The following is a 26,386-nucleotide window of genomic DNA, read 5'->3' on the forward strand; positions in this document are numbered from 1 at the left end:
GCCGGGATGATGAACCGGCCGGTCCGACTCCGTTCGCAGGAGTCCGTTGTGCGACTGGCCGAGCGCGGTATCCGGGCCTCGGGCTGGGAGGAAGTTTCGCTGCTCTCGCTCTCCGCCCTCGACTACCCTGACCTACCCGGACTGGTGACGAAGCTCAATTCGCGCCTGAAGGAACGCCGGGTCTCGATTTCACTCCCGTCGACCCGCGGCGAGGACTTTTCGAGCGAGCTTGCCCTGAGCCTGCAGGAGGTGAAGAAGGCCGGTCTGACGTTCGCGCCGGAGACCGCGTCCGAGAAGCTGCGCGGGTTCGTGAACAAGAACATCTCGGAGCTGCGCATCCTCGAATCGGTCCGCAACGCGCTCGATGCCGGCTGGAACGGCGTGAAGCTCTATTTCATGGTCGGGCTGCCGGGCGAGACCGACGCCGACGTGGATGGCATCGGCCGGTTCGTCATGGAGATCGGCCGACTCTGCAAGGGACGGCCGGTGCGGTTCAACCTGAGCCCGTTCGTGCCCAAGCCGCATACGCCGCTGCAGTGGGCGCCGTTCGCGGACGTGGCCGAGACCCAGGCCAAGATTAACCGGGTCCGAGACGCTATTACACGCCGGAACGTGAAGGCGAAGTGGGCGAACCCGGAGTGTTCGTACGTCGAAGCGCTGCTCGCGCGCGGGGACGAGAAGCTGGGCCCGGTTATCGAGAAGGTCTACCGCGAGGGTGGCGTGTTCCAGGAATGGACCGAGTTCTTCAAGTTCTCGCTGTGGGTCGAAAGCGCGAAGGCGCTGGGTATCGACCCCAGGGACTATCACCGGGAACGCCGGACCGATGAGCAACTGCCCTGGGAATTCATCAACGTCGGAGTCAGCCGGGAATTCCTCGCCCGCGAGTACGAGAAGGCAAAGGCGGGCGAGATGACGCCGGACTGCGCGGCGGGGGCGTGCACCAACTGCGGGGCGTGCGAGGGACATGACCGAAACTCTCCTGGAGTTACGGATCGTGTCCCGATCCCGACGGAGAAGGCCGAGCCGGACTACGGGCGAAGGCCGAGGCCGGTGCAGAGCTTCCAGGAACTCCGCACCCGCTTCCGCATCAAGTACGCCGTCGAGGAACCGTATCAATTCGCGGCGCACCTGGACCGGGTCCGCGCATTCTATCGCTCGCTGCGAAGGAGCGAACTGCCGATTGCCTACACCAAGGGATTCGCACCGAAGCCGATGCTGTCTTTCGGCCCGCCGCTGCCGGTCGGACTGATATCGAGCGGTGAATACCTCGACGTGTACACCGCCTACCACTACACCGGTAACATCGTGCGTGACCTGGGCACGTTCCTGCCCAAAGGCCTGCGCATCGCCGCGGCCAAGCCGATTGCCCGGGAAAACCCTTCGCTGGGCCGGATCATCAATCTGGCCCGCTACGACGTAACTTTGCCCAAGGCGTTCGACGGCGACTTTGCCGCTTTGGTCGAACGCGCAAAAGGCCTGACCGGAGTCAGAGACATGCTGCCGGGCGCAGGACATGAGGGACTAGGGACTAGGGACCAGGGACTAGGGTACGAATTCCGGACCCAAGCCCCTAATCCCCGACCCCTGGCCCCCGGCTCGATCGTCCTTGACCTCGGGATTGAAGCCGGCATCAAGCTCTTCGACGCCCTGGCCGGGATATTCAAGATAAGTGACACTGAAGCCCGGTGCCTCATGATACGGCGCCGGGACTGTCTGGTTGCGCAGAATGGCCGCATCCGGACACCAATGGAAGATTAGCGAGGGCAGGATTCTAGGATTCCAGGGGTCTAGGATTCCAGTGTCCGGACACTCGAATCCTAGAATCCTCAACTCCTTGACCCCTGTCCGTGCACGGAGGATTGATTGATGAAGGTTAAGACGAAGATTGTCCTGACCGGCAATGAGTGGGAGACGCGGGTCGCCATCATTGAGAACGACCAGTTGGTCGAGTTTTACATCGAACGAGCGGAAAGCCAGGCTCTGGTCGGGCGCATTTACAAAGGCCGCGTGGAGAATGTCGTCAAAGGTCTGCGCGGCGCGTTCGTCAACATCGGGCTGAGGAAGAACGGCTTCCTGCCGCTGGTTGAAATACCCGAATTCGACGAACTCGGTGATGAAGAGGGCGCCCCGGGTGGGGCCAAGCCGGAACCCCGGACCATCACGCTGCGTGAGAACGAAGAAATTCTGGTGCAGATCGTCAAGGACGCATTTGCCGAAAAGGGCGCGCGCCTGACTTCGTTCGTATCAATTCCCGGACGTAACCTGGTCTATTTCCCCAACGCCCAGCGCGTCGGCATCTCGCGCCGCATCGGCGAGCGCCGGGAGCGCAGCCGACTGCGCGAAGCGGCGCGCCGGTTCAAGTCGCCGCACGCCGGGCTCATCCTGCGAACGGCGGCCCTGGAGGCGAACAACGAAGAACTGGCCGGTGAATTCCGGGCGCTTGAGGCCACCTGGAACGAAGTCTGCCGCAAGGCCGAGACTGCCCGGTCTCCCTCCCTCCTCTACGAAGAGCCGCAAATCGGTGTCAAGCTCGTGCGCGACCTCATGGGTCCCAACGTCGAGAAGATGATCGTCGACTCCGAGGACCGCTATCGGGAAATCCTGGACTACATGGGCCGCGTGGCCCCGCACCTGAAACGGAAGGTGGAGCTCTACAGCGGCGAAGTGCCGCTGCTCGAGCAGACCGGGGTGGAAGCCGAACTCGAACGCATCTTCCAGAAGCGCATCTGGCTCAAGTCAGGCGGGTTCATCACCGTCGACCAGACCGAGGCGATGGTGGCAATCGACGTGAACACGGGACGGTCAGCCAAGGAAGAGGACCCGGAGAAGCTGATACTCGCCACGAACCTCGAAGCCGCGGCTGAAATCGCCCGCCAGATAAGACTGCGTGACCTTGCCGGCCTCCTGGTCCTCGATTTCATCGACATGGAGGACTCCAGGAACACCGAAAAGGTAATTGCCGAGCTGAAGCTCCAGCTATCCAACGACCGGGCCAAAGCTGACTTCTCGCGAATGAGCCAGTTCGGCCTGCTGGAAATGACGCGCGAGCGCACCCGGCCGGGCATGATGTACTCCATGCAGGAAACCTGCCCGACCTGTAAGGGCTCGGGCCGGGTCCGTTCGCGTTCCGAGATTGCCATGAAGATTGAGCGGGCGATTGTCTCCAAGCTGCCCAAGCTGCGCGGTCGTAAGCTCAGGATTGTTGCTGCCCCGGCGCTCCACGATTTCCTGACCACGGACTGGTACGACCGGCTGAGTGAGTTCGCCAAGCGCTACGAGCTCGCGATTGACGTGAAGATCGACTACCAGCTCCAGCCGACCGACTTCAAACTGCTGACCGAAGCGCTGTAGCTACCAGCCGATAAGATAAGGAAGTCCCGAGCTCTCCGAGCCCGGGACTTCCAGCATTTTGGTTCGACTCGAAAGCCCGCTGACGATCCGCACGCTCGACTTCGGCACACGCAGAGCCTTCGCTACGGCCTTCACGACCGCTTCGTTGGCCTTGCGTTCCTGAGCCCGGGCCGTCACTGAAACGAGCAGGGAGCCGTCCGGCTCCCTGCTCACTCTCTCAACGTGCGCGCCCGGTTTGACGCGAACCCGAAGCTTCAAGGGAAGAAGGGATAGAGGGACAAAGGGATAGAGCCGGTTCTGTTCTTCACTCGATCCCTTGATCCCTTTCTTGCTCGATCCCTATCCTACGGGCTTGAACCCGTCCTTGTACCGGTCGAGCAGCTCGGCCCGCTTGCCTGCGTTCCAGCTCGAAACCCGCGAGAAGTAGCCGGTCACACGGGTGATGAAGTCGACGTCGGTCTTGCCGCAGAACGGGCAAACGTCGTTCAAGCCGCGGCTGGTCCGCTTGCAGTTCTTGCAGCTCGTAAACTCGGGCGAGAACGCGACCTGGGCGTTGCGCGTGTGGTGATAGGTCTTGAGCACGAAGTTGGCAATCGCCTCTTTGGGCGGCCGTGCGTCAGCCAGCCAGACGTGGGTCAGGGCGCCGGCCTCAATCATGTCGTGGAACTTGCCCTCGCGGTATACCCGGTCGATTGGGTCAATCGGGTGGCCGACGTTCAAGTAGGTCGAGTTGGTGTAGTAGGCCGAGTCTTCCTCGATGTTGCCTTTGACGGTCTGCAGGGCACTGTCCCGGTAGTGGCCAAGGTCAAGCCGGGCCATCCGGTACGCGGTTGATTCGGCCGGCGTCTGTTCGAGCACGAACCGCATCTTGTGCTCAGCCGAGAGGCGGCGGCACTCGAGGTTCAGGAAAGCCATCACCTTGAGCCCGAACCGGAATGCGGCGTCGTCTTCGTGCAGCTCGCGGCCGAGATGGTACTGGACGAGTTCGTTCAGGCCCAGTATGCCGACGAGGTAGGTCACCCGCTTCATCCGCAGGTATTCCTCGCCGTCCTGCTTCATAGTCAGCAGCGCAAGCGGCCCGTCGTCCTTGAGCGCGAGCAGCTTCTCAATGAACGCCTTCTTCTGGACGTGCGCCTTGACCGCGAGTTCGAGGTCGCGGCGCAGACGCTCGAACAGCTTCTGGTCGTTGTGGTTCGCGACGTACGCCGCGCGCGGCAGGTTCAACGTGACGTTCTGCAGAGCGCAGTAGCGCATCTTCCACGGGGTCTGCGCGTCGCATATGTCCGACTTCTCGAGCTTGAACGACAGGCGGCAGCACTCGCTGATCTTCGCGGTGTTGCCCCGGTCGAAGACGAAATAGGTGTTCCCCTTCTCCGCGGCCACATCTGATATGTGCCACAGATAGTCCTGCCAACCCGGGGTGTTGAAGAACCGGTCGGTCATGTGCACAAGCGGCTTCGGGAAGAAGAACGGCCGACCCTTGGCGTCGCCGTCCTTGTACACGTCGAATATCGCCCAGACGAACCGCTGCGCCTCCTTCATGTAGCTGCCGTACTTCCGGCCGGTGTACTCGCCGCCCGGGCCGATGGCCTCGACGTTCTCGAAGTGCGCCGGCACTTCCCAGTACAGGTTGATATCCGAGAAGATGGCCTGTCCGCCGCGCGCCACGTTCTGCTGCGAGTATTCGAATATCAGCATCTGGGCGAGCTGGTGCAGGTCGTGGTCGTTCATCCCCTCGGTAAACGGCGCGAAGAACAGGTTGACGGCGTCCCAGCCGATCGCGCCCGCGAAGTGGCCCTGCAGCGCGGCCGAGAACTTCACCATGTGCGCGAGCAGGGTCTCCGGGTGCTTGGCCGGGTGCGCCATCGACAGCGCGTTGGGCAGCGACAGCCCGAATTTCTTCACGTACTCGAGCGACTGGCCGGAGCAGTAGGGCCGGTTCACGAACCCAAGGTCATGGAGGTGGATGTCGCCGCGGGTGTGCGCGTCGGCCACGTCTTGGTCAAAGACCATTGATAGCGCGAACTGCTTGAGCGTCCACTCGGCGATGGTCATGTTCGTCGCCTCGGGGTTGTGCGGCACGTTGGCGTTCTCGCGGTTCTTGAACAGCATCATCCGCTCGACATCGTACGCCGGTACGCCCAGCCGCGCGTGGCGCTTGTAGTGCTCGATCCGGCCGCGCTCGACCAACTTCGAGTTCACAAGCTCACGAATCAACGCCGATGTCACCTCTTTGACACCGGAATTGATGACGATTCCCTCGACCTCGAGTGCGATCTTGTCGGCCTCGGCCGCATCGAGATTCGTTTCTCGGACCAGCGCCCGCGAAATCCGGTTCCGGTCCCAGCCCGCGATTGTCTCGCCCGTCGTCTGCACAAACAGGGCGAGGTCAGTCGCTTCCTTCTTGCCGGCCAGCGCCTTCTTGATGCCTTCACGGTTGGTCCCGCGGCGTTGCCGGGCGCGCTTCTCGCGGTAGAGAATGAACGACTTCGCGGTACGCGCGTGACCGTTCTCTATCAGCACCTTCTCGACTGCGTCCTGTATCTCTTCCACCTTGGGCACATGGTCGCCGCGCAACTCGCGCAGGTACGTGCAGACCTTGTGCGACAGCTCCTCGGCCAGGTCCCGGTCCTCGCCGCCGACCGAATGCGCGGCCCGGAAGATAGCACTCCTGATCTTGCTCAGGTCGAACTCGACCTTCTCACCGGACCGCTTCTCGACGTGGCGGAAGTACGCAACCACCGGCTCCGCCTGCTTCACCGCCTCCTGCACCTGACCTGCATTCACTTCCACTTCTGGCACTCTTCCTCCTCTGGGTTCTGCTCTAACTCTCTCCGCCACCGCACGCAAACACGCAGCCCCGTACTCGGGAGGATAGAACGCCTGCCACAGCATCGCCTGCCCCGAACCTGACTGATTGCGCGTGTCCGTGCTTCATCGTTTGAGATTCTTCAATTCCTCGACAAAATGCTCTGGGCTGTCAAACTGACGATAGACCGACGCGAAGCGCACGTAGGCGACCGGATCAAGGGCGGAAAGACGCTCCAGCACCAGTTCGCCCAGTTCGTGAGACGGCACCTCGAGACGGTAGTCCTCACCCAGTTTGGCCTCCACCGCATCCACCAGCTTATCCATGTCCTCGCGGCCGATCGGGCGCTTACGACAGGCCAGCACCACGCCGGCCAACAGCTTACCACGGTCGTAGGGCTCCCGACTTCCGTTGCGTTTGATGACCATCAGCGGCGTTCTCTCCACATACTCGTAGGTCGTGAAGCGCTTGCCGCATTTGGAGCATTCCCGCCTCCTGCGAACGGCCGCACCGTCACGCGAGGGCCGCGAATCAAGCACTCGGTCATCGTCATCGTCGCAAAAGGGACACTTCATATAGTGTAATCGCGGAATACTACCACACAATAGCTAGTAGTCAATATCTGCCAATACAATACCCATGATTCAGCAAGTTACTGCAATCTGGTCACTTGCAGAATCGAACTTGATAGCGCCCAGCCCTCGCCTCTGTCGTCAGCCTTCGCCCCACCAGCAAGAAAGTTGGTGTCAAGTCCCAATCACCGGCCATTCATCCACATCGTTATCCACATGTTACGAACAGGTTTTCCCACGTCTGCCAGCGCGTATGTGGTCGTATCCCGAGACCGTTACAGGCAGAGTCCTGCCATCCCGGGTTATCCACAAACCGTCGCCGGCCTGGATAGTACCAATCCGCGTGACTTTGACACCCCTGACGCTGTCCGGCACTTCGCTCCGGCACGTGAAAAGCAGTTCGTAGTCCTCTCCGGCTCCCAGCACGAAATCGATAGGGTCGAACCCGCGTCCAGCGCAGAATCTCTTCGTGGCCGGCAGCATTGGCAGGGTATTTGCCTCAAGTACGATCCTCATGCCGCTCATCTCGCAGATGTGTCTTGCGTCGGTCGCAAGGCCATCCGAAGTGTCGATCAGACCGTGGATGGACGACCTGAGCGTTCGCATCGCCGCCAGTCGCGGCAGCGGCCTCAGGTGGCGGGCAACGAGGGGCAGGCGCCAGTCACTCTTCGCCAGCCGCCTTGCGCCGGTCGGTACTAGCGCCTCTTCGGTGCGTTTCTCGACGCAGTCCGCCAGAACCATGCGGCCCGCCTCCGCGCTTCCCAAGTGCCCGGTGACGTAGAGCCCGTCCCCCGCTCTTGCGCCTGATCTGAGCTTCGGTCTTCGCGCCCTTCCGGTCACTGTCAGCGCGAGAAGCAGTCGGTCTACAACTATGATATCGCCACCTGCCACCTCGCACCCCATCGCTCGGCAGACACCATCGATACCGGAGTACAACTGACGCACCTGTGCCTCCATGCTCGGCGGCTGCGCCGCCGGTCGGCCGCGCGGCAAACGTCGCGGCCGTGCGAGCGGCAAGGCGAGAGCGACGAATACCGCCTCCGGCTCCGCTGCCATCGCCACGACATCCGAAATCGCCCCGCATGCGCAACGCTCGCCGACCTGGCGCAAGGTCATATAGGAAAGATCGAAGTGGACGCCATCAGCATAGGCATCGGTCGTCACAACGACCCCGCCCCGCAACAGAGCCGCATCATCGCCGATGCCGATTTGCACTCTGCCACGGCTCCCTGCAGTCCGTCGGATTACGCGGATGAGCCCGTCCTCTGATGGTATGTGATGGGGCATGTTTGTATTGTCTCAGCTTACGCCGCGCCCGGCCCAAGTCAACGGGACGCTGCGGCGGGATGGGCTTATGGACCTTTCTCCCTCGTTTGGTCGCCTCATACTCTGGCTTCCTTGACTCCCCCTCCTTTTTGGCCATACTGACGCGTTGACCATCACTGAGTTCCAGCGACTCATCCGTGAAATCTACTTGGACAAGGACAGCCGGCGCGGCAGGGATGGCACGTTCCGCTGGCTGGTCGAAGAGACCGGCGAACTCGCCCGCGCCATGCGCAAGGGCGACCGCCCCAATCTCGAAGAGGAGTTCGCCGACGTCTTCGCCTGGCTGTCAAGCCTGGCAACGCTCGAGGGCGTCGATCTTGAGGCTGCCTGCGCCAAGTACTCAAGAGGCTGTCCAAAATGCCACGCCACACCGTGCAGGTGCCAAGAGGTAGTGGTCTAGTGATCCAGTGCCGAATCTTGCATTTGTCATTCGTCATTTCCTCTAAGGAGGCTCCCAACGTATGATTCCCTTTCTCATCCTGCTGCTGGCAGCACCCCTAACCGCACCGCCGGCGGACACAACCGCGCCTCCTCCAGTTCAGCACCTTGCTCCGCCGGGCAGGGTGAAGGCGTCTGACACTCCCAACGACGCCGGCAAGTCAATCACCCTCAGTTGGAGCGCGGGCGCGGGCGCGGCTCCCGAAGCCTGGCTGGTCGAGCGAACCGGACCGGGCGGCGCCAAGGTCATCGCGACCAACAAGCCCGGCGAGACCGGCTACGTTGACGAAGAGGTCAAGGATCGAATTCCATACACCTACCGCGTCGCCGCGGTCGCGGGAGCGGACACGGTCTGGTCGAACCCGACCCCGCCCGTCGCCAGCTCGCCCCAGCTCTTCAACACCAATCGCATCAACATCCTCATCGCGATGGTCGTCTTCTTCGTGCTGGTCATCTACTTCATCGAGACGGCCCGAAAGGGAAAGAACCTGTTTGTCCGCCGCATCGCCGGCCTTGACGCGGTCGAAGAGGCGGTCGGGCGCGCGACCGAGATGGGCAGACCGATTATCTATGTGCCGGGTCTGGGTGGCGTCTCCGACATCGCCACGATTGCCTCGCTCAACATCCTCGGCGAGGTGGCCAAGAAGGTCGCCCAGTACGACTCGGCCCTGCTCGTGCCCAACCGTGACCCGATTGTCTACACCGTAGCTCGCGAAATGGTGAAGGAGTCTTACGCCAAGGCGGGGCGTCCGGACGCGTTCAAGCAGGACTCGGTCTTCTTCGTCACCGACCAGCAGTTCGCTTATGCCGCGGCAGTGGACGGCCTGATGGTCCGTGAGAAGCCGGCGACGAACTTCTTCCTCGGCATGTTCTGGGCCGAATCCCTGATTCTGGCCGAGACCGGCGCGCAGACCGGGGCAATCCAAATTGCCGGAACCGACCAGGTATTCCAGTTGCCGTTCTTCATCACCGCCTGCGATTACACCCTCATCGGCGAGGAGCTCTACGCCGCCTCGGCCTACCTGTCGCGTGAACCCCTGCTCTTAGGTTCGCTCAAGGCCCAGGACTACGGCAAGCTCATAATCCTAGCGGTAGTAGTCATCGGTTCGGTGATGCTGCTGCTGTCCAAGACCCCGGCGCTGGCCCTCTTCAGCCGCATCCTCGGGTTCTTCAGCGTAAGTTAGGAGGCGAAGATGAAACGCAACATTCCGCTTGCCATCTGTCTCATCATGGGCATTGTGATGATGATTCAGTTCTTCGTCCCGCACCCCGTCTCGGTCGGGTTCTACGACCTGACGACCAAGTGGATCCGCATCATCTCCGCCTTCGCGCTCGTCCTCGGCACCGGCAGCCTCGTCATGTACCACATTGACAGACTCCAGCGCAAGCGCCAGGGCTGGTTCTACTCCATCGTAACGCTAACGGCCGCGGCCGCGACCACGGTTATCGGCCTCGGCTGGGGCATCAAGCCCGGCTCGGTCTTCCAGGACATCATCTTCCAGAGCATCCTGGTGCCGCTCAACGCCTCGATGTTTGCCATCCTCGCGTTCTACATGGCATCCGCCGCGTACCGGGCATTCCGCGCCCGCACCAGGGAGGCGGCACTGCTCCTCATCGCGGCTTTCATCGTCATGCTGGGCATGGTGCCCATCGGCAACACCATCTGGCACAAGCTGCCCGACATCGCCGAGTGGATACTATCGGTGCCCAACATGGCGGCTAAGCGCGCCATTCTTTTCGGCGTCGCGCTGGGCGGCATCGCCACGTCGCTCAAGATCATCCTCGGGATTGAGCGCGGCTGGCTGGGAGGAGGCAAGTCATGAAGTTCTTCCAGTCACTGCTCAAGATCGACCGCAGGATCATCTACATCGTCATGGGCGTGCTGGTGATGCTGCCGCTGGTGAAGCCGCTCGGTCTCGGGGTCACGTCCGGGCCGCGGGCGCGCGCGATCTTTGACGCTATCGACTCCCTGCCGGCGGGCAAGACCGTGCTCGTAGCGGTCGACTTCGACCCGGCGTCGATGCCCGAGCTCTACCCGATGCTCGTCGCCGTAATGCGCCACGCCTTCGCCAAGGACCTCAAGGTGCTGCTCTGCGGCCTTTGGGTGACAGGTTCGGGCCTGGCCGACCAGGCGGTACAGACCATCCCCAAGGAGTACAACAAGGTCTATGGCAAGGACGTCGTCTACCTCGGCTGGAAGACCGGCGTTGACGCCGTCATCCTCGGGATGGGTGAGAACATCAAGAGTGTCTACCCGGTCGATTACTACGGCCACAAGCTCGATTCGCTGCCGATGATGCAGGAAGTCCAGCGCCTGCGCGACATCCCGATCGCATTCGCGATATCCGCCGGCACTCCCGGTTACCAGGACTGGCTCCTTTACGCCCAGGCCCGCTACGGCATGCGGGTCGGGGCCGGCGTCACCGCGGTTTCGGCAGCCGACGCCTATCCGTACCTTCAGTCCGGTCAGCTCACCGGACTGCTCGCGGGCATGAAGGGCGCGGCCGAATACGAAGTGCTCGTGCAGAAGAATGGCTACTCCAAGGCTTACATGCCCGCAGTTGCGGCCATGGATTCACAGTCCCTGGCCCACGTCGTCATCCTGCTCCTGGTAGTCATCGGCAATGTCGCCTACTTCGCGACCCGCAAGAGGAGGTCATAATGCACCCTTCCCACAGCATCCTGACCTGGCTGGCCGCGCTACTGACCATCGGCATCTTCTCCTTCCTGTGGCGCGACAACCCGGTCTACAAGTTCTGTGAGCATCTCTTCGTGGGCGTGTCGGTCGGCTACTCGATTGCGCTCACGTGGTACACGTCGGTCTATCCCGACCTCTTCACCCCGCTGTTCCTGAAACCGCTCTCACAGGTCTCTATCGGCAACAAGCTTTTGTTCTTGATCCCGCTCGTGCTCGGCCTCTGTTACTTCGCCCGCTTCATCCCGCGCGTCTCGTGGCTCATTCGCTTCCCCATCGCCTTCGGCCTCGGCTGGGGCTCGGGCGTCGCGATACCGGCGTTCTTCCAGACAAACATCATCAAGCAGATGCAGGGGACATTCCTGACCCCGGGCATCTTCGCCCGCTGGGACGTCTTCGCGTGGGCACTTATCACCTTCATCGGAGTCGTCTGCACCGTCTTATACTTCTTCTTCTCCCGCGAGCACAAGGGCGCTCTGCGCCTCGCCTCCGAGGTCGGCGTCGTCTACCTGATGGTCGGGTTCGGCGCGTCGTTCGGCTACACGGTGATGGCGCGTATGTCCCTACTCATCGGTCGTTTCCAGTTTGTCCTGCGCGACTGGCTGGGTGTGATTCACTAGACGTGTCGAGACTCTTTCTGATCCTTGTCGCAGCCGTGGCGATTGCCTGGGCAACACAGCAGTCAGGTCGCGTGATTCCTGACTCGGAATACGGTGGGTCCCGCGGCCCTATCCAACTGAACGGCCCGGCTGATAACATCGAGAACCTGCCCAGCGATTCACGGCTCTACGACGACATCGACCTGCTCAAGACGTCGGGCCTCATACGCACGATGCCATCGACCAGCAGACCATGGACCCGCGGGGAGTGTGCCAGACTGGTGGATGAGGCGCTTGGCAAAAGCCGGACCGTCCGGCTCGCGCCTGGACAACGAGCTGCCCTCAAGCGTCTCGAGTTCGAGTTCGGATGGGAACTCCACAGATCAGTCGCCAGGCGCTCGTCAATCAACATCCCGGTTCCTGACACGCCGGGTGACACGGCACGCTGCAACCTCTTTTCCCGCCTGGCTGCGACCCGGGACCGGCAAGGACTGTCGGGTGCGGTGGTTCTGGACAATCGCCCTTCAGACAAGTTCTGCTTCTATGAACGCGGTGAACTGACCTTCTATCACCCGAACATACCTGGAGAATCCCTGTCGTATGACTCGGCAGGCGTGCACCTTCCTGGCAAGCGCGTGCTGCCGTGGCGCAATATCGCCACTTTCGACGCGGAACTCGCCTATCTGGCCATCAAGCTGCCGTGGGTCCGGCTCGAACTGGGCCGGGACGATTTCGTGTGGGGTCCGGGCTACACCGGCTCGGTCATGCTCAACAACACCGCGCCCGCACTCGACCACGTCCAACTCTGCGCCTCGTACCGGAACTTCAAGTTCCTGAGTCTCAACTCCTTCCTGTCGCGGTGGGGAACCACGCCTCGCTTCCTCTCGGCGCAGCGTGTGGAGGTATCGCTGCTCAACCATGTGACGCTCGGCGGCGCGATGATGGTCGTGTCTTCGTGGGACAGCCTGCAGCCAACCCAGCTTGGCGGGCTCATCAACCCGCTGATACCGGTGTACCTGTCCGAATCCAACTCAGCCGACTGGGCCAACCTGCTGATGGGCTGCGACGCCGTGGCCTACCTGCCGCGGACCAAGGTCTACGGGCAGCTCTTCCTGGACAACTACGAATTCAACACTCTGAAGCTCGCCCCTGACGCCTACGGAGCGCAGGCCGGTGCCTACTGGGCGCCCAACCTGCCGGTCGAGGCGCGGATCGAATACACCCGCATCACTGCGTTTACCTACTACCACCGCGTTCACTCCATCATGTACGAGAACTACCTGACCCCGCTGGGCCATTCGCTCGGACCGGACGCGGACCAGCTCTGTGCCACCTTCAATGTCGTGCCCAACGGCTGGCTGAAGATTCTCATCGGGGGCGACTACACCCGACGCGGCTACCACAACCGCGGCGACTACCTGCGGAAGAGCTACAAGGATCCTCAAGACACACTCTACCTGCGCCAGCACGACGAGTTTCCGACCCGAGGATGGGACACGCTGGCAGACACAGTGACTGAAGAGGTGGACAAGACCATTCGATTCAGCCCCGGGATCGAGGTCCAGGCGCTCCGTGACCTGTTTGTCTCGCTAACGGTGGGGCTGTGGCACAGCCAGAACTACCAGGGCGCGATCGGCCTCAAGAAGGACGGCGTCGACCTGGCCCTCAAGGTCGAGTACCGGTACTGAGGACAGGGGCTAGGGATTAGGGGCTGGGGGTTGGGGACTGACTTGGACCCGACCGATAACCGCCTCGATGGCTTGAACTGAGACTGCCCCGACGCGGACAACTCGCGACGGCTCGCAGGTGACGTCCAGCACCGTGGAGGGGACGTCCTCGCCGCATGACCCGGAGTCCAGTGCTACGTCCACCTGTCCGAGCACTGCCGGGCTGACGTCAACGAACCGGCTCGTCGCCGGCTCGCCATGCAGGTTGGCACTCGTGCCGGCGATGGGCGCACCGAGTTCCTCGATCAGGTCGCGCGCGACCGGATGCCCAACCATCCTGATACCAATCGTCCGGCCTTGACTGATGGCGACCGGCGGCACCTTATCCGTGGCTCGGAATATCAGCGCCAGCGGACCGGGCCAGAAACGGCTGATGAGGGGCTGTGCCCAGTTCGGGACCTCGGCCACGTACTCGAGCATCTGGACGGGCGAAGCGCAGTGCGCCATCAGCGGCTGCGAGTAGTCCCTGCCCTTGATGAAAAAGACACGCTCAATCGCTGACGCGTTTCTGATGTCGGCGCCGATGCCATAGACGGTCTCCGTCGGGAAGACGGCCACGCCGCCCGCGCGCAGTATCCCCACCGCCTGCTGGATTGACTCAGGTGAATATGAAGGCGGTTCCGCCTTCAGGATGCAATGGTGAAGAGTGAATTCAGAATAGTGAAAACGACCAGAGCTTTCACCATTCACCATTCTCAATTCTCTCTTTCCTGACGATGTCAGGACGGCAGGCCGGGCTCGATTGCGGCGATCCGGAACGGCTGGCCATCCATCTCGATGGTGTCGCCGACCTTGCGGCCGAGCAGGATCTGGGCGAAGGGCGAAAGATAGGATATCACGCCGTGGTCGGGGTCGGCGTCCCACGGACCGAGAATCGAGTACTCCGTCACTGTTCCGGCGCCGTTGTCGAACCGCACGCGGCTGCCGACCGAGATCTCCGATGTATCTACGTCCGCCTTGCCCACCGTCCTTGCCCGGGCGATCTCCTCGCGCAGCCGCTTGGCCTTGACCATCAGCCGTCCCTGCTTCTCCTTCGCGGCCTTGTACTCGTAATTCTCGCTCAGGTCGCCGTGTGCCCGCGCCCTTGCAATCTCGTCCGCGACCTTCGGTATCTCCTTCTCGGATAGCTGGCGCAACTCGTGCTTCGCCTTCTCCAGACCCTGGGCGGTCGTGTAGACCACCTTGTCGTCATTCTCCCGGCTGAGGCTCGGGAACTTGGAGGCGACCAGCTGGTTGATTTCGTGCGCGATATAGCCGTCGAGAATCCGCGCCCGCCCGACCCTGCCCAACAGACGCTCCGCCTCGGCCTCGCTCATCTGGGCAACGGCCGACTGCACCAACCGGTATTCGGCATCGACCAGGGTGCCGCGGAACTTGGCCCAATGCGGCTTGTACCCGGCTGACTCGAGCAGGTCGAGGATACGCGTGACAATCTCCTTCGGCTCGCCGACACGCAGCCGCTCATGGTGCTCGACCAGCCAGAGAAACGCGTCCGGTTCCTGTCGGTACCCGGTCAGGATCTTCTCCAGCAACGCCCGCCACTGCCGAGGGTTCTTTGCGGAAAGCTCCTTCTCGACGATCGCCCGGGCGCGTCCGTCCTTCCCGGTCGAGAAGACGGCGCCGAACAGCTCCTGCCAGTCATCGGTGCGGGTTTCAAGCAAGGTCTCGAGGAAGCGCCTGCGTTCGGGGAAAGTCGCGAGATTCGAATAGGCATCCAGCACGCCGGCGCGGTCCAGCCCGGCCAGTGCCCCGGCATCGACCTCGCGCTTCAGCCGCCTGGCGGCCTTGGCCGGCTCGCTTACCGGAACCTTTGCCGGTGTGTCCTCCCATTGGAAAGTCCGCGACGGCACGGTTCGGGTGACGATATGCGGGTCCTTGGACAACTCGCGACGCGCCTTCGTCCAGAACCCATCCCACGCGTCGCCGGTCACGACCTGCGCCAGGCCGTCCTGCAAGTCGCGGACCGACATCGGCCTGCCCGCGTCCCGGAGCAGCATCGCTACCACCTGTCCGGACCGGGACCCGACCAGTTCAAGCAACTTGGTGCGGTCGCGGTCGAGCAACGCGTAGAACCCGTCCGGCTTGCACACCCTGAGCGCACGCTGGGCGGCGCCAAGGTCCCACACCAGTTCGGCCCCCTGGTCGAAATCGACCGTCACCTTGTCGAGCAGCAGGTCCAGCTTCTTCACGCGGCCCGGGCCGCGGTCGCTGTCCAGCACTCGGGTCCCGGGCAGGAACGCAAGGTACCGGTCGAGCCTGGGCAGCGCTTCCTTCAGAGACTGCCCGTAGCCGAGTCCGGACTTGTGCAGCAATTGCTCAATCTCCGGCACTTTCGAGTAAAGGCGCTGCACGCAGGCGGCGATGTTGCGAGCCAGAGTCGCGTCGTCAGCCGACACTGCCGCCTGCCGGCGCAGAATCACGAGTTCGTCCGCGTGCCGCTTATGCTCGCGCAGCGAATCGGCCGTCAGCTGCAGCATCAGCGCCGTCGTCTCGCGCGGGACCTGCCGGTCGGTCAGGTTCAGAAGCTCCAGCAGTTGCTCGTGAGGTACGCCTGCCTCGACCATCTCCATCCAGGTCGCCTCCATGTCTTCGTACTGCTTTTGCCAGAACTGGGTCCGGAAACGCTTGATCAACTCTTCCATGTACGCATGTAGCATAGAACGGGACTAGACCAAGTCAAGGAACGGGGCGAGACCCTGAATCCGACATTGGAGCCACCAAGACCGGAAGAGAAAGTCCAAAACCCGAAATCCTCACTGTCCGATGATGCCAATGGCGATTGAATGCCGGCAAAGCCAGACGTCCGAATTGGCCGGTCTTCTTCATTCGAGCTTCATTCGGAATTCGTGCTTCGAGCTTCGTAATTCGCGTTCGTGTACCTGGCCCTGGGCCTGTCCGCCAATGCCCTGAACTACGGCCTCGTGCCGACTGTCGAGTACTGGACGAGTGAGAACTTCGGGGTGTCGGCCAGCTTCAGCTGGTTCTACTACGGGTCGCTGATCGGGCTGCGCGGCACCTACCTGCTTGACAACCAGATTCACATACTCGACATGCCGGCTCGTCCTTATGTCGGAGTCGGCCTCGGCTTCCTGACCTACAACCCGCTCGTGGACTACGACAGGTATTCCACCGGCGGCGCCGAGATATTCGGCGGGGTGTTCCAGCCGCTGACCGACCAAATCTCCGTGAGGGCAGAACTTGAGGCTTCCTCATTCGGTTTCATGAACCGGACCGGGTATCACAGCTACAGCCCGCCATCAATCGGCGTCGGCATATTCTACCACTTCGGCCACTAGAGCGGCCGAGGAAACGGCTGAGCCTTCGGGTCCAGGCAAGACCCGGACCCGGCAGCATCAGCCCGCTCGGAAGAACGAGCGAAGTCGAGCCGAACAGCCCGGCGAGGAAACGCAAGGCCCATCAGGGCCGGATCCTGCTTTCCCCGGCTCTCGCCGTGTCGCTGACCTTGAACTGACGGATAACACATGCTTGACTTCGCGACGGGCATCGCTAAATTCCTGATGTGCTTCAAGTTCCATGATGCATCAAGGGACTTGAGGTCAGCAGTCAAGTAACGACCGATACACAGGAGGTACGTACCATGAAGCGTCTGGTAATGACGACGGTTCTGGCCGCTCTCTGCGTAACCATGATGACCGGCTGCGGCGCGATCATCGCCATGGGCGGCGGCGGCACGCTGTACCAGGACACCAAGACCCCGCTGAGCCAAGTCAGCTACTGGGGCCCGTCCACGAGCACGGCGGCGAAGAAGGGCGAAGCCTCATTCACATCAATCCTTGGCATCATCGCCACCGGCGATGCGAGCCTCAAGGAAGCGATGGAAAGCGGCGGTATCACTAAGGTCCACCACATCGACCAGGAAGTCACAAGCATCCTGGGCATCATCTCGACCTACAAGATCATCGTCTACGGCGAGTAGTTCGCCCGACTAACTATGGACGGAGCAGGGCTCGGCCCTGCTCCGTTCTGTTTGACTGGGCCGCTGCAGGGAATACGATTTCAGACTGAATGGAACCTGCGGCTTGTACGGAACCGTCCAAGAGGTTAACCCGAAGACTTAAGGAGGAGAAGTGCCCGCTAAGTACTCAGCAACAGAAGTAATGGAAATGGCAGTAGATACGGAGAAGGCCGGCGAGCTGTTTTACAGGTCAATGGTGGCGCAGTCAAAGGACGAGAACCTGAGGGGACTGTTTTCCCTCCTGGCAGAACAGGAGAAGAGACACATCAGCGTGTTCGTGGACATCGCCAAGACAATCAAGGTCGAGCCGAGTGAAATGCCGGCCAACTGGGAAGAGGTCTCACTCTACCTCAGGGCCGCCACCGAATCTCGCTACTTCTTCGGCAAAGACAAGGCACTCAGCGCGGCTCGGAGCGCGCAGACTGCGGAACAGGCGGTCAACACCGCTTTGGCTTTCGAGAAGGAAACGCTCCTGTTCTACCTTGAGGTCTCAGACATGGTGCCTGCCGTCAACCGGCCCGCGGTTGAGGCGCTTCTTCGCGAGGAACGGGCTCATATTCGCCGGCTGACCGGATTCCAGCACTCGGGCAAGGTATGACTCCGACCGCGACTTCTGCCGCGCTGGCAACGGCAACCGAGGCCGAGAAACAGAGCCTGCGCGCATATCTAAGACTCGCCTGGGAGACCCGTGACCCTTCAGGCAAGCAGATGTTCATCCGCCTTGCGACCGACGAATTCGAGCACATGCGCCTGCTTGAAACCTGGCAGATTGAAAAGGAGCCGCCGGTCGCGGTCGCGCCATCGGCCATCGAACGCCTCGTCCCGAAGCTATCGGATAAATCTCTGCAAATCAGGGGTGCTAGAGGCCAGCATCAACTCTCCGCGCTCGAAGCCGCTCTCGACCTTGAACGTTCAGCTCAGAGCTTCTACGAAGAACAGGCCCGGCAGGCCGAGCCCGGCCCGACCCGCGACACCTTCACGCGTCTCGCCGCGATGGAAGCGGCCCACTTTGCCCTTATCCAGGCCGAAATCGACAACATCCGGCAGGACGGATTCTGGTTCGGCCTGCCCGAGTTCACCCTGGAATCAGAAAGATAAAGGCAGCCCCCAGAGCCGGAACCTCCGACTTCTCACGTCTGGCTTCCGGCCTCTGACCTCACCTGTCCGCATGAGTTCGTCGCCGATACGTCCGCCATGCTTCGTGACCAAGTGTTGAAAGTCCGGCGTCCGGACTTCCGACTTCTCGCCTACGGCCTCTGACTTCGCCTCAGCCTCGGCTTCCTCTCCCCTTCTCCCCGAGAAAGCTAGGGCAGGAGCACGTCCGTGCCTCCAGCCGCAAGCCGTCGGTCGCTACTGACTTCCGCATAAGCAATGTAACACTCCGCCCCCTCCCTTCCCTTCCCTCCCCCTTGAGGGGGAGGGAAGGGTGAGGGTGGAAGCGCGCCATTTCTTGCGCGAAGCTCAATGGCTGTAAGCCGTCCTACTCCGTCACGTTTATCAGCACGAACCGCAGGTGCTTGAGGATGTCCTCGTCCAGCTTGCGCGCCTTCCACTTGGCGATGATGGCGTCGGTCTCGTTCTTCAACACAGCGCCACCATAGGTGTTCGACTTCTTCCATATCTCGCGGCAGTAATTGAGATAGGCCACGTACAAAGGCGAAGGCACACCGGTCGGGTCAATCGCCTCCTTAGCCTTGAGCTCGAACACGCTGAGCGCGGTCTGCTTGTCCGCGTGACGCGCAAGTGACTGCTTGCGCATGTCCTCGTTGGTCTTCTTCACCCGCTCCGGGTCGGTCTTGATCTCATACGCCGCAAGGCGGTCGACATTACTGCGGAATCTACCTGGCATGATACTCCTTTCGCACTATCCCTGCTGGCCGCAGCCGTGCCCAAATTCGCCCCGGCGCGGCTATCAGCGACCATCGGTCACTGCCATCGATAATAGCTGGCCATCAGCAACATGGCAAGTCGAAGAGTGAGGCAATACTACGATAGCTACTAGCGGAGCTACGATGACCGCTAGAATTGCTCATAGACCAGGTGCTAGGTATTGACTTACGCCCGATGGTTCCTGCCCCGGGCCTAGCCCCCAGCCACCCGGAGGTATGTCCTAGAGGCGTACTACAGCAATGGTGATACTACATACTCCCCAGCCTATGTCCGCTCGTATGGACCATACTATCCTGATTTCTACCGCCAGTAATACCGAATGGCGGATGACATATTGTATCCCTTGGTGTACCGGATGGTCTAGTGCTGAAGAGTAATCTCTTGAATCTTGCGGAACGATTGTGCTTGCGCAAAGTCTCCCCTACTACCGGAAGTGGCTAGCGCACAATGACTTGGAGCAAGTTGCTGACCAAGACGGCCGGCAATGCATGCCGCAATCGGCGCACTTTGACCGAGTGCTACCACGATGGCCAGTCGCGCGCCGCGCCGGGAACAAGACGTCTCCTGACTCACCGCGTCACGGACGCTGCAAACCTGGGCTTCACAGGGATGCCTGACCACTGCAGATTCGGGTTCTCTCGCAATCCAGGCATAACACAAGGCTGCCCGCATTCGCGAGCAGCCTCGAAGGGACATTACCGCACTGTCCGACAGGGACCGCTCCGGTCAATCCGCCTCAGCGGATTCGGATCGTGTCCCGAGCCTGATGCTATTCGGTCAGGACGACCTTGCTGACGCTGGACGCTTGATGCCTCACGCTCGACGCCTGACGCACGAAGTAGACCCCGGGTGCCAGCGCCCGCACGTAGTTCGAGCCGGGCCGCAGGTCCAGCACCTTCCGACCCGTGGTATTCAGCAGCTCCGCCCTGTATCCCGTCTTCGGCCTACTGTCTACTCCTAGCTGCAGCACCCCGCGCACGATGGTCGGCGACGGCTTGTGGCTTGAAGCTTGAGGCCCGGGACTCTCTTCAATTCCGTCACCATAGAACTGGTATACCTTCAACCCGTCAGCCCCATTCGCCAAGTAGGTGAACCCGCCGGCGACGGTCACGCCGGGAGCCCCGCCGTAGAAACCTGCGTAGTAGCCGGCTTCGACCGGATGCGCCGGGTCAGCGACGGAAATGACCTCTAGTCCCAGAGGCGATAGAGCGGTGTAGACGTAGTTGCCAACGGCGCAAGCTTCATTAGGGACGCCATTCAGTATGCAGCCGCCGCCCACTAACGCCGGATGGGCAGAGTCGGCCACAGAGACGACCCACAACCACCCATTGAGCTGCATGTCATCCAGAACGTAGGCATACTCGCCATTGACGGCCACGCCAACGGCAGTGCCCGTGCTCTCGCAACGCCCGACCTCGACCGGATGCGCCGGGTCGGCGACTGAAATGACCCGCAGGCCGGAATCAGCGTCCGCAAGATAGGCGAGGTTTCCGACTATCGTCACGCCCGAGGCAGCCCCGGTCGTTTCGCAGTGTCCGACCTCGACCGGATGCGCCGGGTCGGCAATCGAGACGACCCGTAACCCGTCAGTGTCATCCGCAACGTAGGCATAGTTCCCGCTGACCGCCACGCCGTTGCTGTAGCCCGGCATCGCGAGGTGCCCGACCTCGGCCGGATGGGCAGGGTCGGCGACAGAGATAACGAACAGCCCATCCACCATGTCAGAGAGGAAAGCATAGTTCCCTTCTACGACCACGCCGTTGCCCTCGGAACCGGAGGGCTCACTGTGCAACCACTGTCCAACTTGTATCGGATGAGCCGGGTCGGCAACCGAGACGACCCGAAGCTCGACAGTATCACCAGTGCAGGCGAGATACGCGTAATCGCCGCTGACCGCTACTCCCCAGACAATGTTCGGGGCGATCAAATGTGCGACGAGCCGGACATTGAGCGAGTCGGCGGCCCCAGCCGTACCGACCAGCAGCAGGGGCGCAACCAAGAACGCGAGTACAGATGGTCTTTTCAAGTTACCTCCTCATGTCCATGAGCCGGATTGCTAATGACGAATTCCCAATTCCTAATCAAGCCCGAATGCACCAATGACCAACCGGCTCTTGGGCCTTGGGCATTTCCTGATTGATTAGTCATTAGGACTTAGGAATTAGGCCTTTCCTCATCGTATGACTGATAGCTTGCCAACCTTGCTCGACTTGCCGTCAGCCGAGACTACCAGATACACGTAGATGCCGCTGGCCACCTTGGCGTCCCATTTGAGCTGGCCGTCACCTGACTCGGTCGCGCTCCAGACCGATTGTCCTGAGGCGTCGTAGACGATGACTCTCGCGCCTGCACTGAGGCCCTGGAAGTGGATGGCGTCGTGCTCCGGGTTCTGATTTGGCTTGAATGGTATCGGCGCTACCCGGAGCGAGTCAAGGTTCTGCCGCGGCTGCGGGCCACGCACTACAAGGAAGAAGCTGTCCCGCACCTGATAGCCGAGCGTGTCCAGGGCGCTGACTACAATCCATCCCGAGTGGCTGCCGAGCGCCTCACCGACCGGGATGACCAGCGCCAGCGTGCACTTCACGGCCTGTCCGACAGCGAGGGATTCCGGCAGATTTAGGACATAGATGCTGTCTGCCGTTCCTGCCTGTGTGTGCACCTTGGCGCTCTTGGCGGCCTTGGCGGTTCCCATCCTCATCTCGACCTTGACCTCTCTCAGCGGTGACCGGCTCGGCCCATCTGTCGTGTCCGGGTTGTACGCACTGCTGGTGTTGGCCAGCATGAACTCGGCCTTGGCGTAGGGATGATAGACCGGCCCGGCCGGCTGGGTATGCAGGTTCATGGTGTCATGCGCCACGCCCAGCGAGTCCTTGTCTACATCGAGGTCACCGAGGACTCCCACAACCCTTTTCACGACCGCCTGCACCGTCTCGGCTACCGGGTAGTGCACCGAGTCAAGGCCCGTGATGACTATCGATCCCGCGTAGTCACCGACAGCCAGGCTTTCCGGCATGTGCACAGCCAAAGTGCAGACCACCGCCTGCCCTCGTGCAAGATAGGCAGGGAAGCCTTTAATGAGGATGCTGTCGAGCGTTCCTCCCGGGCCGGCGAGCGAGGCGGCGTAGCGCAGTGAGTCAACCCGGGCCAGACTCGGCCCGTCGGCAGTGTCCGGGTTGTAGGAGGCGCTCGTGTTGGCAAGGACAAACATACCCCGCACCAGCCCGGCGCTGTGTGAGGAAGGAAGTCGCAGCGTATCGGCGACCACGTCGAGCGAGTCGTTATCCACGTCGATGTCGCCCAGCTTGCTCACGCGGACATAGCAGCTCTCATAGACCTGCAGGTTGGCCGTGTCCTCACCGCTGATGTAGATTGAGCCAATATAGTCGCCAAGCTTGAAGTCTACAGGCACGTACGCGGCCAACGTGCAAACGACGGGCTGGCCCTGCGCAAGCGACGTGGGCAGATTCGGAATGAGGACGCTGTCGATAGTCCCACCCGGGCCGGTGAGCGAGCAGGTAAGCCTGATAGAATCCACCGGAGACGTGCTTGGTCCGTCAGTGGAGTCGGGGTTATAGAACGCGCTGGTGTTGGCGAGGACGAACTCTCCACGCGCGCACTGGTATGAATCGCCGGGGACGGTAGTCCATTTCCGCGGCCGCAGCGTGTCGGCCGTAACGTCGAGCGAGTCGTTGTCGATATCAAGGTCGCCGAGCTGGTAGAACTGGAATATCCTCAGACTGTCCGAACCGAAGTAGACGTAGTCTCCACTGGCGGCAAGAGGGTTTCCGTTGGAACCGCCTTGGTAGTAGCCGGCCAGAGTCGGACGCGTCGGGTCTGAAATCAGTATGGCCCACAACCCGGCGTATCCGGCTGCAACAAAGGCATAGCCGTGGGTCACAGCTACTCCGTGTGGAAACAGCGCTGTCGAATCGAAGCGCCCGACCTCGACCGGATTCGCCGGGTCGGCAAGGGATGCGACCCGAAAGCTGCTGTCGCACCCGACATAGGCATAGCTCCCGCTCACCGCCGCGCTAAGGGCAGTACCGCAAAGGTACTCCCCCGCCTTGACCGGATGGGTCGGGTCAGCCACGGATATGACTTGCAGGCCGTACCGGGCGTCTGTGATGTAGGCATAGTCGCCGACCACCTCAGTGTGCGACCACGCGTGACCAGGCCCGAACTCCTCATAGCGCCCCACCACGACCGGATGCAGCGGGTCGGCTATTGAGATGACCCTCAGTCCCTCAACGTCGCTCGTTGCGTAGGCATGATCGCCGCTGACGGTTACGGCGAGGGGCGCGCACGTGGTGCAGCGACTGACCTCGACCGGGTTAGCCGGGTCAGCGACTGAGATGACCATCAAGCCGGAGTTTCCCTCAGCGACATAGGCATAGTTCCCGCTCACGGCTACGGCCAGGAGTGCGGCGTTCGTAATAGTCGAGTGACCAACTTCAATCGGATTCGCGGGGTTAGCCACCGAGATTACAAATAGACCATCGGCATCGATGCCTGTCCCGACCGTGTAGGCGTACTCCCCTTGCACTGCCACACCCTCGGGTTGCTGACCGCCCCACTTGCCGACAAGCCGGAAGTGGAGCGAATCTGCGGCCGCTGCTCCGACCAGCGCAGCAAGCAGGCAGAACATGGACGCTGTTGAGCTCCGCGGCATCATCGTGGCGAGCTGGCGTTCGGGAATGTCAACTCCACGGCATCAGTATCCGCTGGCCGCCGACAGGCAGCAGCAAGTGGCCAACAGCACGGCCACGGGTCGCACGGCCCGGATGTGTGAGGAAATGGTTCGAGCCAAAGAACGTCGAACACAGTCAGGTGACATTCTGTGCCTCCAAGCAGAAGTGACCCACGCAGACTGGCGCCTGCAGGACATGTGGGCGGGTTCCCTTTGCCCCGCCGCACTCGGCGTCGTTGTTGTGAGCATAGCCTTGCGACAAGCAGGAGTCAATCTCGCGCGTTCGCCGTTGTTGGGCAGAGCCGCACGTGACACGACCGAAATCCGCCGGGGATCTCGGACCGTGTCCCAAGGCGAGACCTATTCGGTCACGACGACCTTGCTGACGCTGGACGCTTGATGCCTCACGCTCGACGCCTGACGCACGAAGTAGACCCCGGGTGCCAGCGCCCGCACGTCATTCGCGCCTGACTCAAGGTCCATCAGCTTACGCCCGCTGATGTCCAGCAAGCAGCTTGAGCTTGCGCTTGCGCTTGGGCTACCTGCGAGGAACAGCACGCCGCGGACGACGGTAGCCTGGGGCTTGAGGCTTGACGCTTGAGGCTTGCCACGCTCCTCGACTCCAGGTCCAGGTGGACCACTGTCGCGTATGACCGAAACGGAGGACCACTGGCTATTCGCTACATACATCCGGTTCTGGGCTGGATTCCAGGCTAAGGCCGAAGGACCGAGGTCAACCCGGATAGTGGTAACCACCGCATTCGTCCCGCCGTCAATCACCGTCACGCTGTCGCTGCCGGAGTTCGCGCAGTAGACCCGGTTGCCGTGCGGGTTGTAGCAGAGAGCCTGAGGCTTGGTGCCCGCGGCCACGGTCGCGATGACCTGGTTGGTCGTGCCGCTGATTATGGTCACGTCGTTGCTGACGTAGTTCGCGCAGTAGACCTTGTTCTTGGCCGGATTGCAGCATAGGGCCTCGGGGTAACTGCCCGCGCCCACGGTCGTGATTACCTGGTCGGTCAGGCCGTCAATCACGGTCACGTAGTTGCTCCAGAAGCTGCCGCTGTAGACCCGGTCGTTGGTCTGGTCGTAGCAAATGGCGCGGGGACCGCTGCCTACGGCATCGGTGGCGATGACGCCGTTCGTTGTGCCGTCTATCACCTTCACGTAGCTCTTGTTCCAGCTCGCGCAGTAGACCTTGTCATCGTTCGTGTTGTAACAGAGAGCACACGCCTGGGTATCGCCGGACACCGTCGTGATGACGGCGTTGGTCGCGCCGTTAATCACGGTCACGTCATTCCCCGAGTAGTTCCCGCAGTAGACCTTGTCGTCGGCCGGGTTGTAGCACAGCACCGAGGGCAGGGCGTCCGCCGCCACGGTCGCGACAACGCTGTCGGTCGCGCAATTAATCACCGTCACCTTGTTGACCGAGCTGTCCGCGCAATAGACCTTATTGTCGGTGGGATTATAGCAGAGGGCCATGGGCTGACCCGTTGCGGTCAGGTTCTTGATGACGCCGTTCGTCGCGCCGTTGATGACGGTCACGCCGGTGCTGTTGTAGCTGGCGCAGTAGACCTTGTTATTGGTCGGGTCGTAGCAGAGGGCGCGAGGGTTGGCGCCGGTGGTCACGGTCGCGAGCACGTTGTTGGCTGCGCCGGCAATCACGGTCACGTCGGAAGTGGTGTCGTTCGCGCAGTAGACCTTGTCGTTCGTCGGGTTGTAGCCAAAGGCCCAGGGCCCGCTGCCCGCGTTCACGGTCGTGACCACGCTGTTGGATGAGCCGCTGATCACGGTCACGCTGCGGCTGAATGCGTTCGCGCAGTAGACCTTGTCGTCAACGGAGTTGAAGCAGAGGGCTGACGGCATGCGGCCGGACACGGTGACGTTCGCGGTGATCCCGTTGGTCGCGCCGTTAATCACAGTCACGGCGCCGTTGACGAAACCGCTGCACGAGCAGTAGACCTTGTCGTCGGTGACGTTGTAGCAGATGGCAAGCGGCGTGCCGCTCAGGGCCACGGTCGCAAGGACGCTGTCGGTCGCACCGCCAATCACGGTCACCGTGTTGCTCCCGTAGTTCGCGGTGTAGACCTTGTTATTGGTCGGGTTGTAGCAGATGCCCTGGGGAGCCTTGCCTACGACCACGGTCGCGATCACGCTGTCGGTCGCACCGTTAATGACGGTCACGGTCGAGTCGTAGGACGAGTACCCGTAGTTCGCGCAGTAGACCCGGTTATTGGTCGAGTTGTAGCAGAGGGCCGTAGGTCCGTTGCCTGCGGCCAAGGTCGCGAGCACGCTGTCGGTCGCGCCGTCAATCACGGT

23 protein-coding genes are annotated in these 26,386 nt (G+C 61.7%); 13 read left to right on the forward strand and 10 right to left on the reverse strand.

Going from position 1 to position 26,386, the window contains the following annotated elements; genetic code table 11:
* Together VMH22_07400 and VMH22_07405 are read left to right on the forward strand one after the other, a co-directional pair.
* Nucleotides 1-1,758: TIGR03936 family radical SAM-associated protein (locus VMH22_07400; GenBank protein HTW91520.1), on the forward strand; the 1,758-nt coding region annotated here is incomplete at its 5' end.
* Between the two features lie 108 nt (nt 1,759-1,866).
* Nucleotides 1,867-3,351, forward strand: coding sequence for an Rne/Rng family ribonuclease (locus VMH22_07405; GenBank protein ID HTW91521.1), 1,485 nt, complete (start codon nt 1,867-1,869; stop codon nt 3,349-3,351).
* On the opposite strand, the gene VMH22_07410 is transcribed toward VMH22_07405, so the two are convergent.
* The 4 genes from VMH22_07410 to thiL all read right to left on the reverse strand — a co-directional run bounded on the left by VMH22_07410 (nt 3,352) and on the right by thiL (nt 8,019).
* Nucleotides 3,352-3,609 (reverse strand): DUF167 domain-containing protein, encoded by a 258-nt coding sequence (locus VMH22_07410; protein HTW91522.1) that lies wholly within the window; start codon nt 3,607-3,609, stop codon nt 3,352-3,354.
* Nucleotides 3,610-3,690: 81 nt separating this feature from the next.
* The gene (gene nrdD / locus VMH22_07415) at nt 3,691-6,153 is read right to left on the reverse strand and encodes an anaerobic ribonucleoside-triphosphate reductase (GenBank protein ID HTW91523.1); all 2,463 of its coding nucleotides are present in this window, start codon (nt 6,151-6,153) and stop codon (nt 3,691-3,693) included.
* A 132-nt stretch (nt 6,154-6,285) separates the two neighbouring features.
* A complete protein-coding gene (gene nrdR, locus VMH22_07420) occupies nt 6,286-6,735 on the reverse strand; it encodes a transcriptional regulator NrdR (protein HTW91524.1) in 450 nt (149 codons plus the stop codon).
* Between the two features lie 216 nt (nt 6,736-6,951).
* The gene (gene thiL / locus VMH22_07425) at nt 6,952-8,019 is read right to left on the reverse strand and encodes a thiamine-phosphate kinase (protein ID HTW91525.1); all 1,068 of its coding nucleotides are present in this window, start codon (nt 8,017-8,019) and stop codon (nt 6,952-6,954) included.
* 145 nt (nt 8,020-8,164) lie between these two features.
* Between thiL and VMH22_07430 the strand changes: the two genes are divergently transcribed.
* The 6 genes from VMH22_07430 to VMH22_07455 all read left to right on the forward strand — a co-directional run bounded on the left by VMH22_07430 (nt 8,165) and on the right by VMH22_07455 (nt 13,478).
* Nucleotides 8,165-8,458 (forward strand): MazG nucleotide pyrophosphohydrolase domain-containing protein, encoded by a 294-nt coding sequence (locus tag VMH22_07430; protein ID HTW91526.1) that lies wholly within the window; start codon nt 8,165-8,167, stop codon nt 8,456-8,458.
* Nucleotides 8,459-8,519: 61 nt separating this feature from the next.
* On the forward strand, nt 8,520-9,680 hold the full coding sequence (locus tag VMH22_07435) for a fibronectin type III domain-containing protein (GenBank protein ID HTW91527.1): 1,161 nt from the start codon (nt 8,520-8,522) through the stop codon (nt 9,678-9,680).
* A 9-nt stretch (nt 9,681-9,689) separates the two neighbouring features.
* Nucleotides 9,690-10,319, forward strand: coding sequence for a hypothetical protein (locus tag VMH22_07440; protein ID HTW91528.1), 630 nt, complete (start codon nt 9,690-9,692; stop codon nt 10,317-10,319).
* Nucleotides 10,316-11,158 (forward strand): hypothetical protein, encoded by an 843-nt coding sequence (locus VMH22_07445; GenBank protein ID HTW91529.1) that lies wholly within the window; start codon nt 10,316-10,318, stop codon nt 11,156-11,158. The genes VMH22_07440 and VMH22_07445 overlap by 4 nt, the downstream gene beginning before the upstream one ends.
* Complete coding sequence (locus VMH22_07450; protein HTW91530.1) at nt 11,158-11,811, forward strand: hypothetical protein; 654 nt, start codon at nt 11,158-11,160, stop codon at nt 11,809-11,811. Before VMH22_07445 ends, VMH22_07450 begins: the two co-directional genes overlap by 1 nt.
* Before the next feature lie 2 nt (nt 11,812-11,813).
* Nucleotides 11,814-13,478 carry a capsule assembly Wzi family protein gene (locus tag VMH22_07455; GenBank protein HTW91531.1) on the forward strand — a complete coding sequence of 555 codons (1,665 nt, stop codon included), beginning with the start codon at nt 11,814-11,816 and terminating at the stop codon, nt 13,476-13,478.
* Nucleotides 13,479-13,487: 9 nt separating this feature from the next.
* Here the strand turns inward: VMH22_07455 and VMH22_07460 are convergent, their stop codons facing one another.
* Both VMH22_07460 and VMH22_07465 read right to left on the reverse strand, forming a co-directional pair.
* Complete coding sequence (locus tag VMH22_07460; protein ID HTW91532.1) at nt 13,488-14,210, reverse strand: L-threonylcarbamoyladenylate synthase; 723 nt, start codon at nt 14,208-14,210, stop codon at nt 13,488-13,490.
* Between the two features lie 26 nt (nt 14,211-14,236).
* The gene (locus tag VMH22_07465) at nt 14,237-16,159 is read right to left on the reverse strand and encodes a GreA/GreB family elongation factor (protein HTW91533.1); all 1,923 of its coding nucleotides are present in this window, start codon (nt 16,157-16,159) and stop codon (nt 14,237-14,239) included.
* 231 nt (nt 16,160-16,390) lie between these two features.
* Between VMH22_07465 and VMH22_07470 the strand changes: the two genes are divergently transcribed.
* The 4 genes from VMH22_07470 to VMH22_07485 all read left to right on the forward strand — a co-directional run bounded on the left by VMH22_07470 (nt 16,391) and on the right by VMH22_07485 (nt 18,591).
* A complete protein-coding gene (locus VMH22_07470) occupies nt 16,391-16,813 on the forward strand; it encodes a hypothetical protein (protein HTW91534.1) in 423 nt (140 codons plus the stop codon).
* A 302-nt stretch (nt 16,814-17,115) separates the two neighbouring features.
* Nucleotides 17,116-17,454 (forward strand): TRL-like family protein, encoded by a 339-nt coding sequence (locus VMH22_07475; GenBank protein ID HTW91535.1) that lies wholly within the window; start codon nt 17,116-17,118, stop codon nt 17,452-17,454.
* A gap of 187 nt (nt 17,455-17,641) precedes the next feature.
* Nucleotides 17,642-18,091, forward strand: a complete 450-nt coding sequence (locus VMH22_07480) for a ferritin family protein (GenBank protein ID HTW91536.1) — start codon at nt 17,642-17,644, stop codon at nt 18,089-18,091.
* Nucleotides 18,088-18,591: a ferritin family protein gene (locus tag VMH22_07485; GenBank protein HTW91537.1), complete on the forward strand. Its 504-nt coding sequence runs from the start codon at nt 18,088-18,090 to the stop codon at nt 18,589-18,591. Before VMH22_07480 ends, VMH22_07485 begins: the two co-directional genes overlap by 4 nt.
* Nucleotides 18,592-18,973: 382 nt before the next feature.
* On the opposite strand, the gene VMH22_07490 is transcribed toward VMH22_07485, so the two are convergent.
* From VMH22_07490 to VMH22_07500, 3 genes are all read right to left on the reverse strand, one after another.
* Nucleotides 18,974-19,342: a hypothetical protein gene (locus tag VMH22_07490; protein ID HTW91538.1), complete on the reverse strand. Its 369-nt coding sequence runs from the start codon at nt 19,340-19,342 to the stop codon at nt 18,974-18,976.
* An 810-nt stretch (nt 19,343-20,152) separates the two neighbouring features.
* Complete coding sequence (locus VMH22_07495) at nt 20,153-21,409, reverse strand: hypothetical protein (GenBank protein ID HTW91539.1); 1,257 nt, start codon at nt 21,407-21,409, stop codon at nt 20,153-20,155.
* Nucleotides 21,410-21,556: 147 nt separating this feature from the next.
* The gene (locus VMH22_07500) at nt 21,557-24,028 is read right to left on the reverse strand and encodes a hypothetical protein (GenBank protein ID HTW91540.1); all 2,472 of its coding nucleotides are present in this window, start codon (nt 24,026-24,028) and stop codon (nt 21,557-21,559) included.
* Here VMH22_07500 and VMH22_07505 point away from each other — a divergent pair.
* A complete protein-coding gene (locus VMH22_07505) occupies nt 24,027-24,470 on the forward strand; it encodes a hypothetical protein (protein ID HTW91541.1) in 444 nt (147 codons plus the stop codon). The genes VMH22_07500 and VMH22_07505 overlap by 2 nt on opposite strands.
* Here VMH22_07505 and VMH22_07510 read toward each other — a convergent pair.
* Nucleotides 24,431-26,386 (reverse strand): YncE family protein (locus tag VMH22_07510; protein ID HTW91542.1); only part of this gene is annotated, 1,956 nt, incomplete at its 5' end. The two genes, VMH22_07505 and VMH22_07510, sit on opposite strands and share 40 nt — an antisense overlap.

It is taken from the genome of bacterium (genome assembly GCA_035505375.1).
Lineage (GTDB): Bacteria > Hydrothermota > Tepidihabitantia > Tepidihabitantales > Tepidihabitantaceae > UBA2258.

Excerpts from the sequence above, each read along its gene's own strand:
- VMH22_07435 (HTW91527.1), top strand. The coding sequence starts at position 8,520 with ATGATTCCCTTTCTCATCCTGCTGCTGGCAGCACCCCTAACCGCACCG.
- VMH22_07465 (HTW91533.1), bottom strand. The coding sequence starts at position 16,159 with ATGGAAGAGTTGATCAAGCGTTTCCGGACCCAGTTCTGGCAAAAGCAG.
- VMH22_07500 (HTW91540.1), bottom strand. The coding sequence starts at position 24,028 with ATGTTCTGCCTGCTTGCTGCGCTGGTCGGAGCAGCGGCCGCAGATTCG.
- VMH22_07475 (HTW91535.1), top strand. The coding sequence starts at position 17,116 with ATGAAGCGTCTGGTAATGACGACGGTTCTGGCCGCTCTCTGCGTAACC.
- VMH22_07485 (HTW91537.1), top strand. The coding sequence starts at position 18,088 with ATGACTCCGACCGCGACTTCTGCCGCGCTGGCAACGGCAACCGAGGCC.
- VMH22_07480 (HTW91536.1), top strand. The coding sequence starts at position 17,642 with ATGGCAGTAGATACGGAGAAGGCCGGCGAGCTGTTTTACAGGTCAATG.
- VMH22_07405 (HTW91521.1), top strand. The coding sequence starts at position 1,867 with ATGAAGGTTAAGACGAAGATTGTCCTGACCGGCAATGAGTGGGAGACG.
- VMH22_07450 (HTW91530.1), top strand. The coding sequence starts at position 11,158 with ATGCACCCTTCCCACAGCATCCTGACCTGGCTGGCCGCGCTACTGACC.
- VMH22_07505 (HTW91541.1), top strand. The coding sequence starts at position 24,027 with ATGGACGCTGTTGAGCTCCGCGGCATCATCGTGGCGAGCTGGCGTTCG.
- nrdR (HTW91524.1), bottom strand. The coding sequence starts at position 6,735 with ATGAAGTGTCCCTTTTGCGACGATGACGATGACCGAGTGCTTGATTCG.
- VMH22_07440 (HTW91528.1), top strand. The coding sequence starts at position 9,690 with ATGAAACGCAACATTCCGCTTGCCATCTGTCTCATCATGGGCATTGTG.
- VMH22_07445 (HTW91529.1), top strand. The coding sequence starts at position 10,316 with ATGAAGTTCTTCCAGTCACTGCTCAAGATCGACCGCAGGATCATCTAC.
- VMH22_07490 (HTW91538.1), bottom strand. The coding sequence starts at position 19,342 with ATGCCAGGTAGATTCCGCAGTAATGTCGACCGCCTTGCGGCGTATGAG.
- VMH22_07460 (HTW91532.1), bottom strand. The coding sequence starts at position 14,210 with ATGGTGAATGGTGAAAGCTCTGGTCGTTTTCACTATTCTGAATTCACT.
- thiL (HTW91525.1), bottom strand. The coding sequence starts at position 8,019 with ATGCCCCATCACATACCATCAGAGGACGGGCTCATCCGCGTAATCCGA.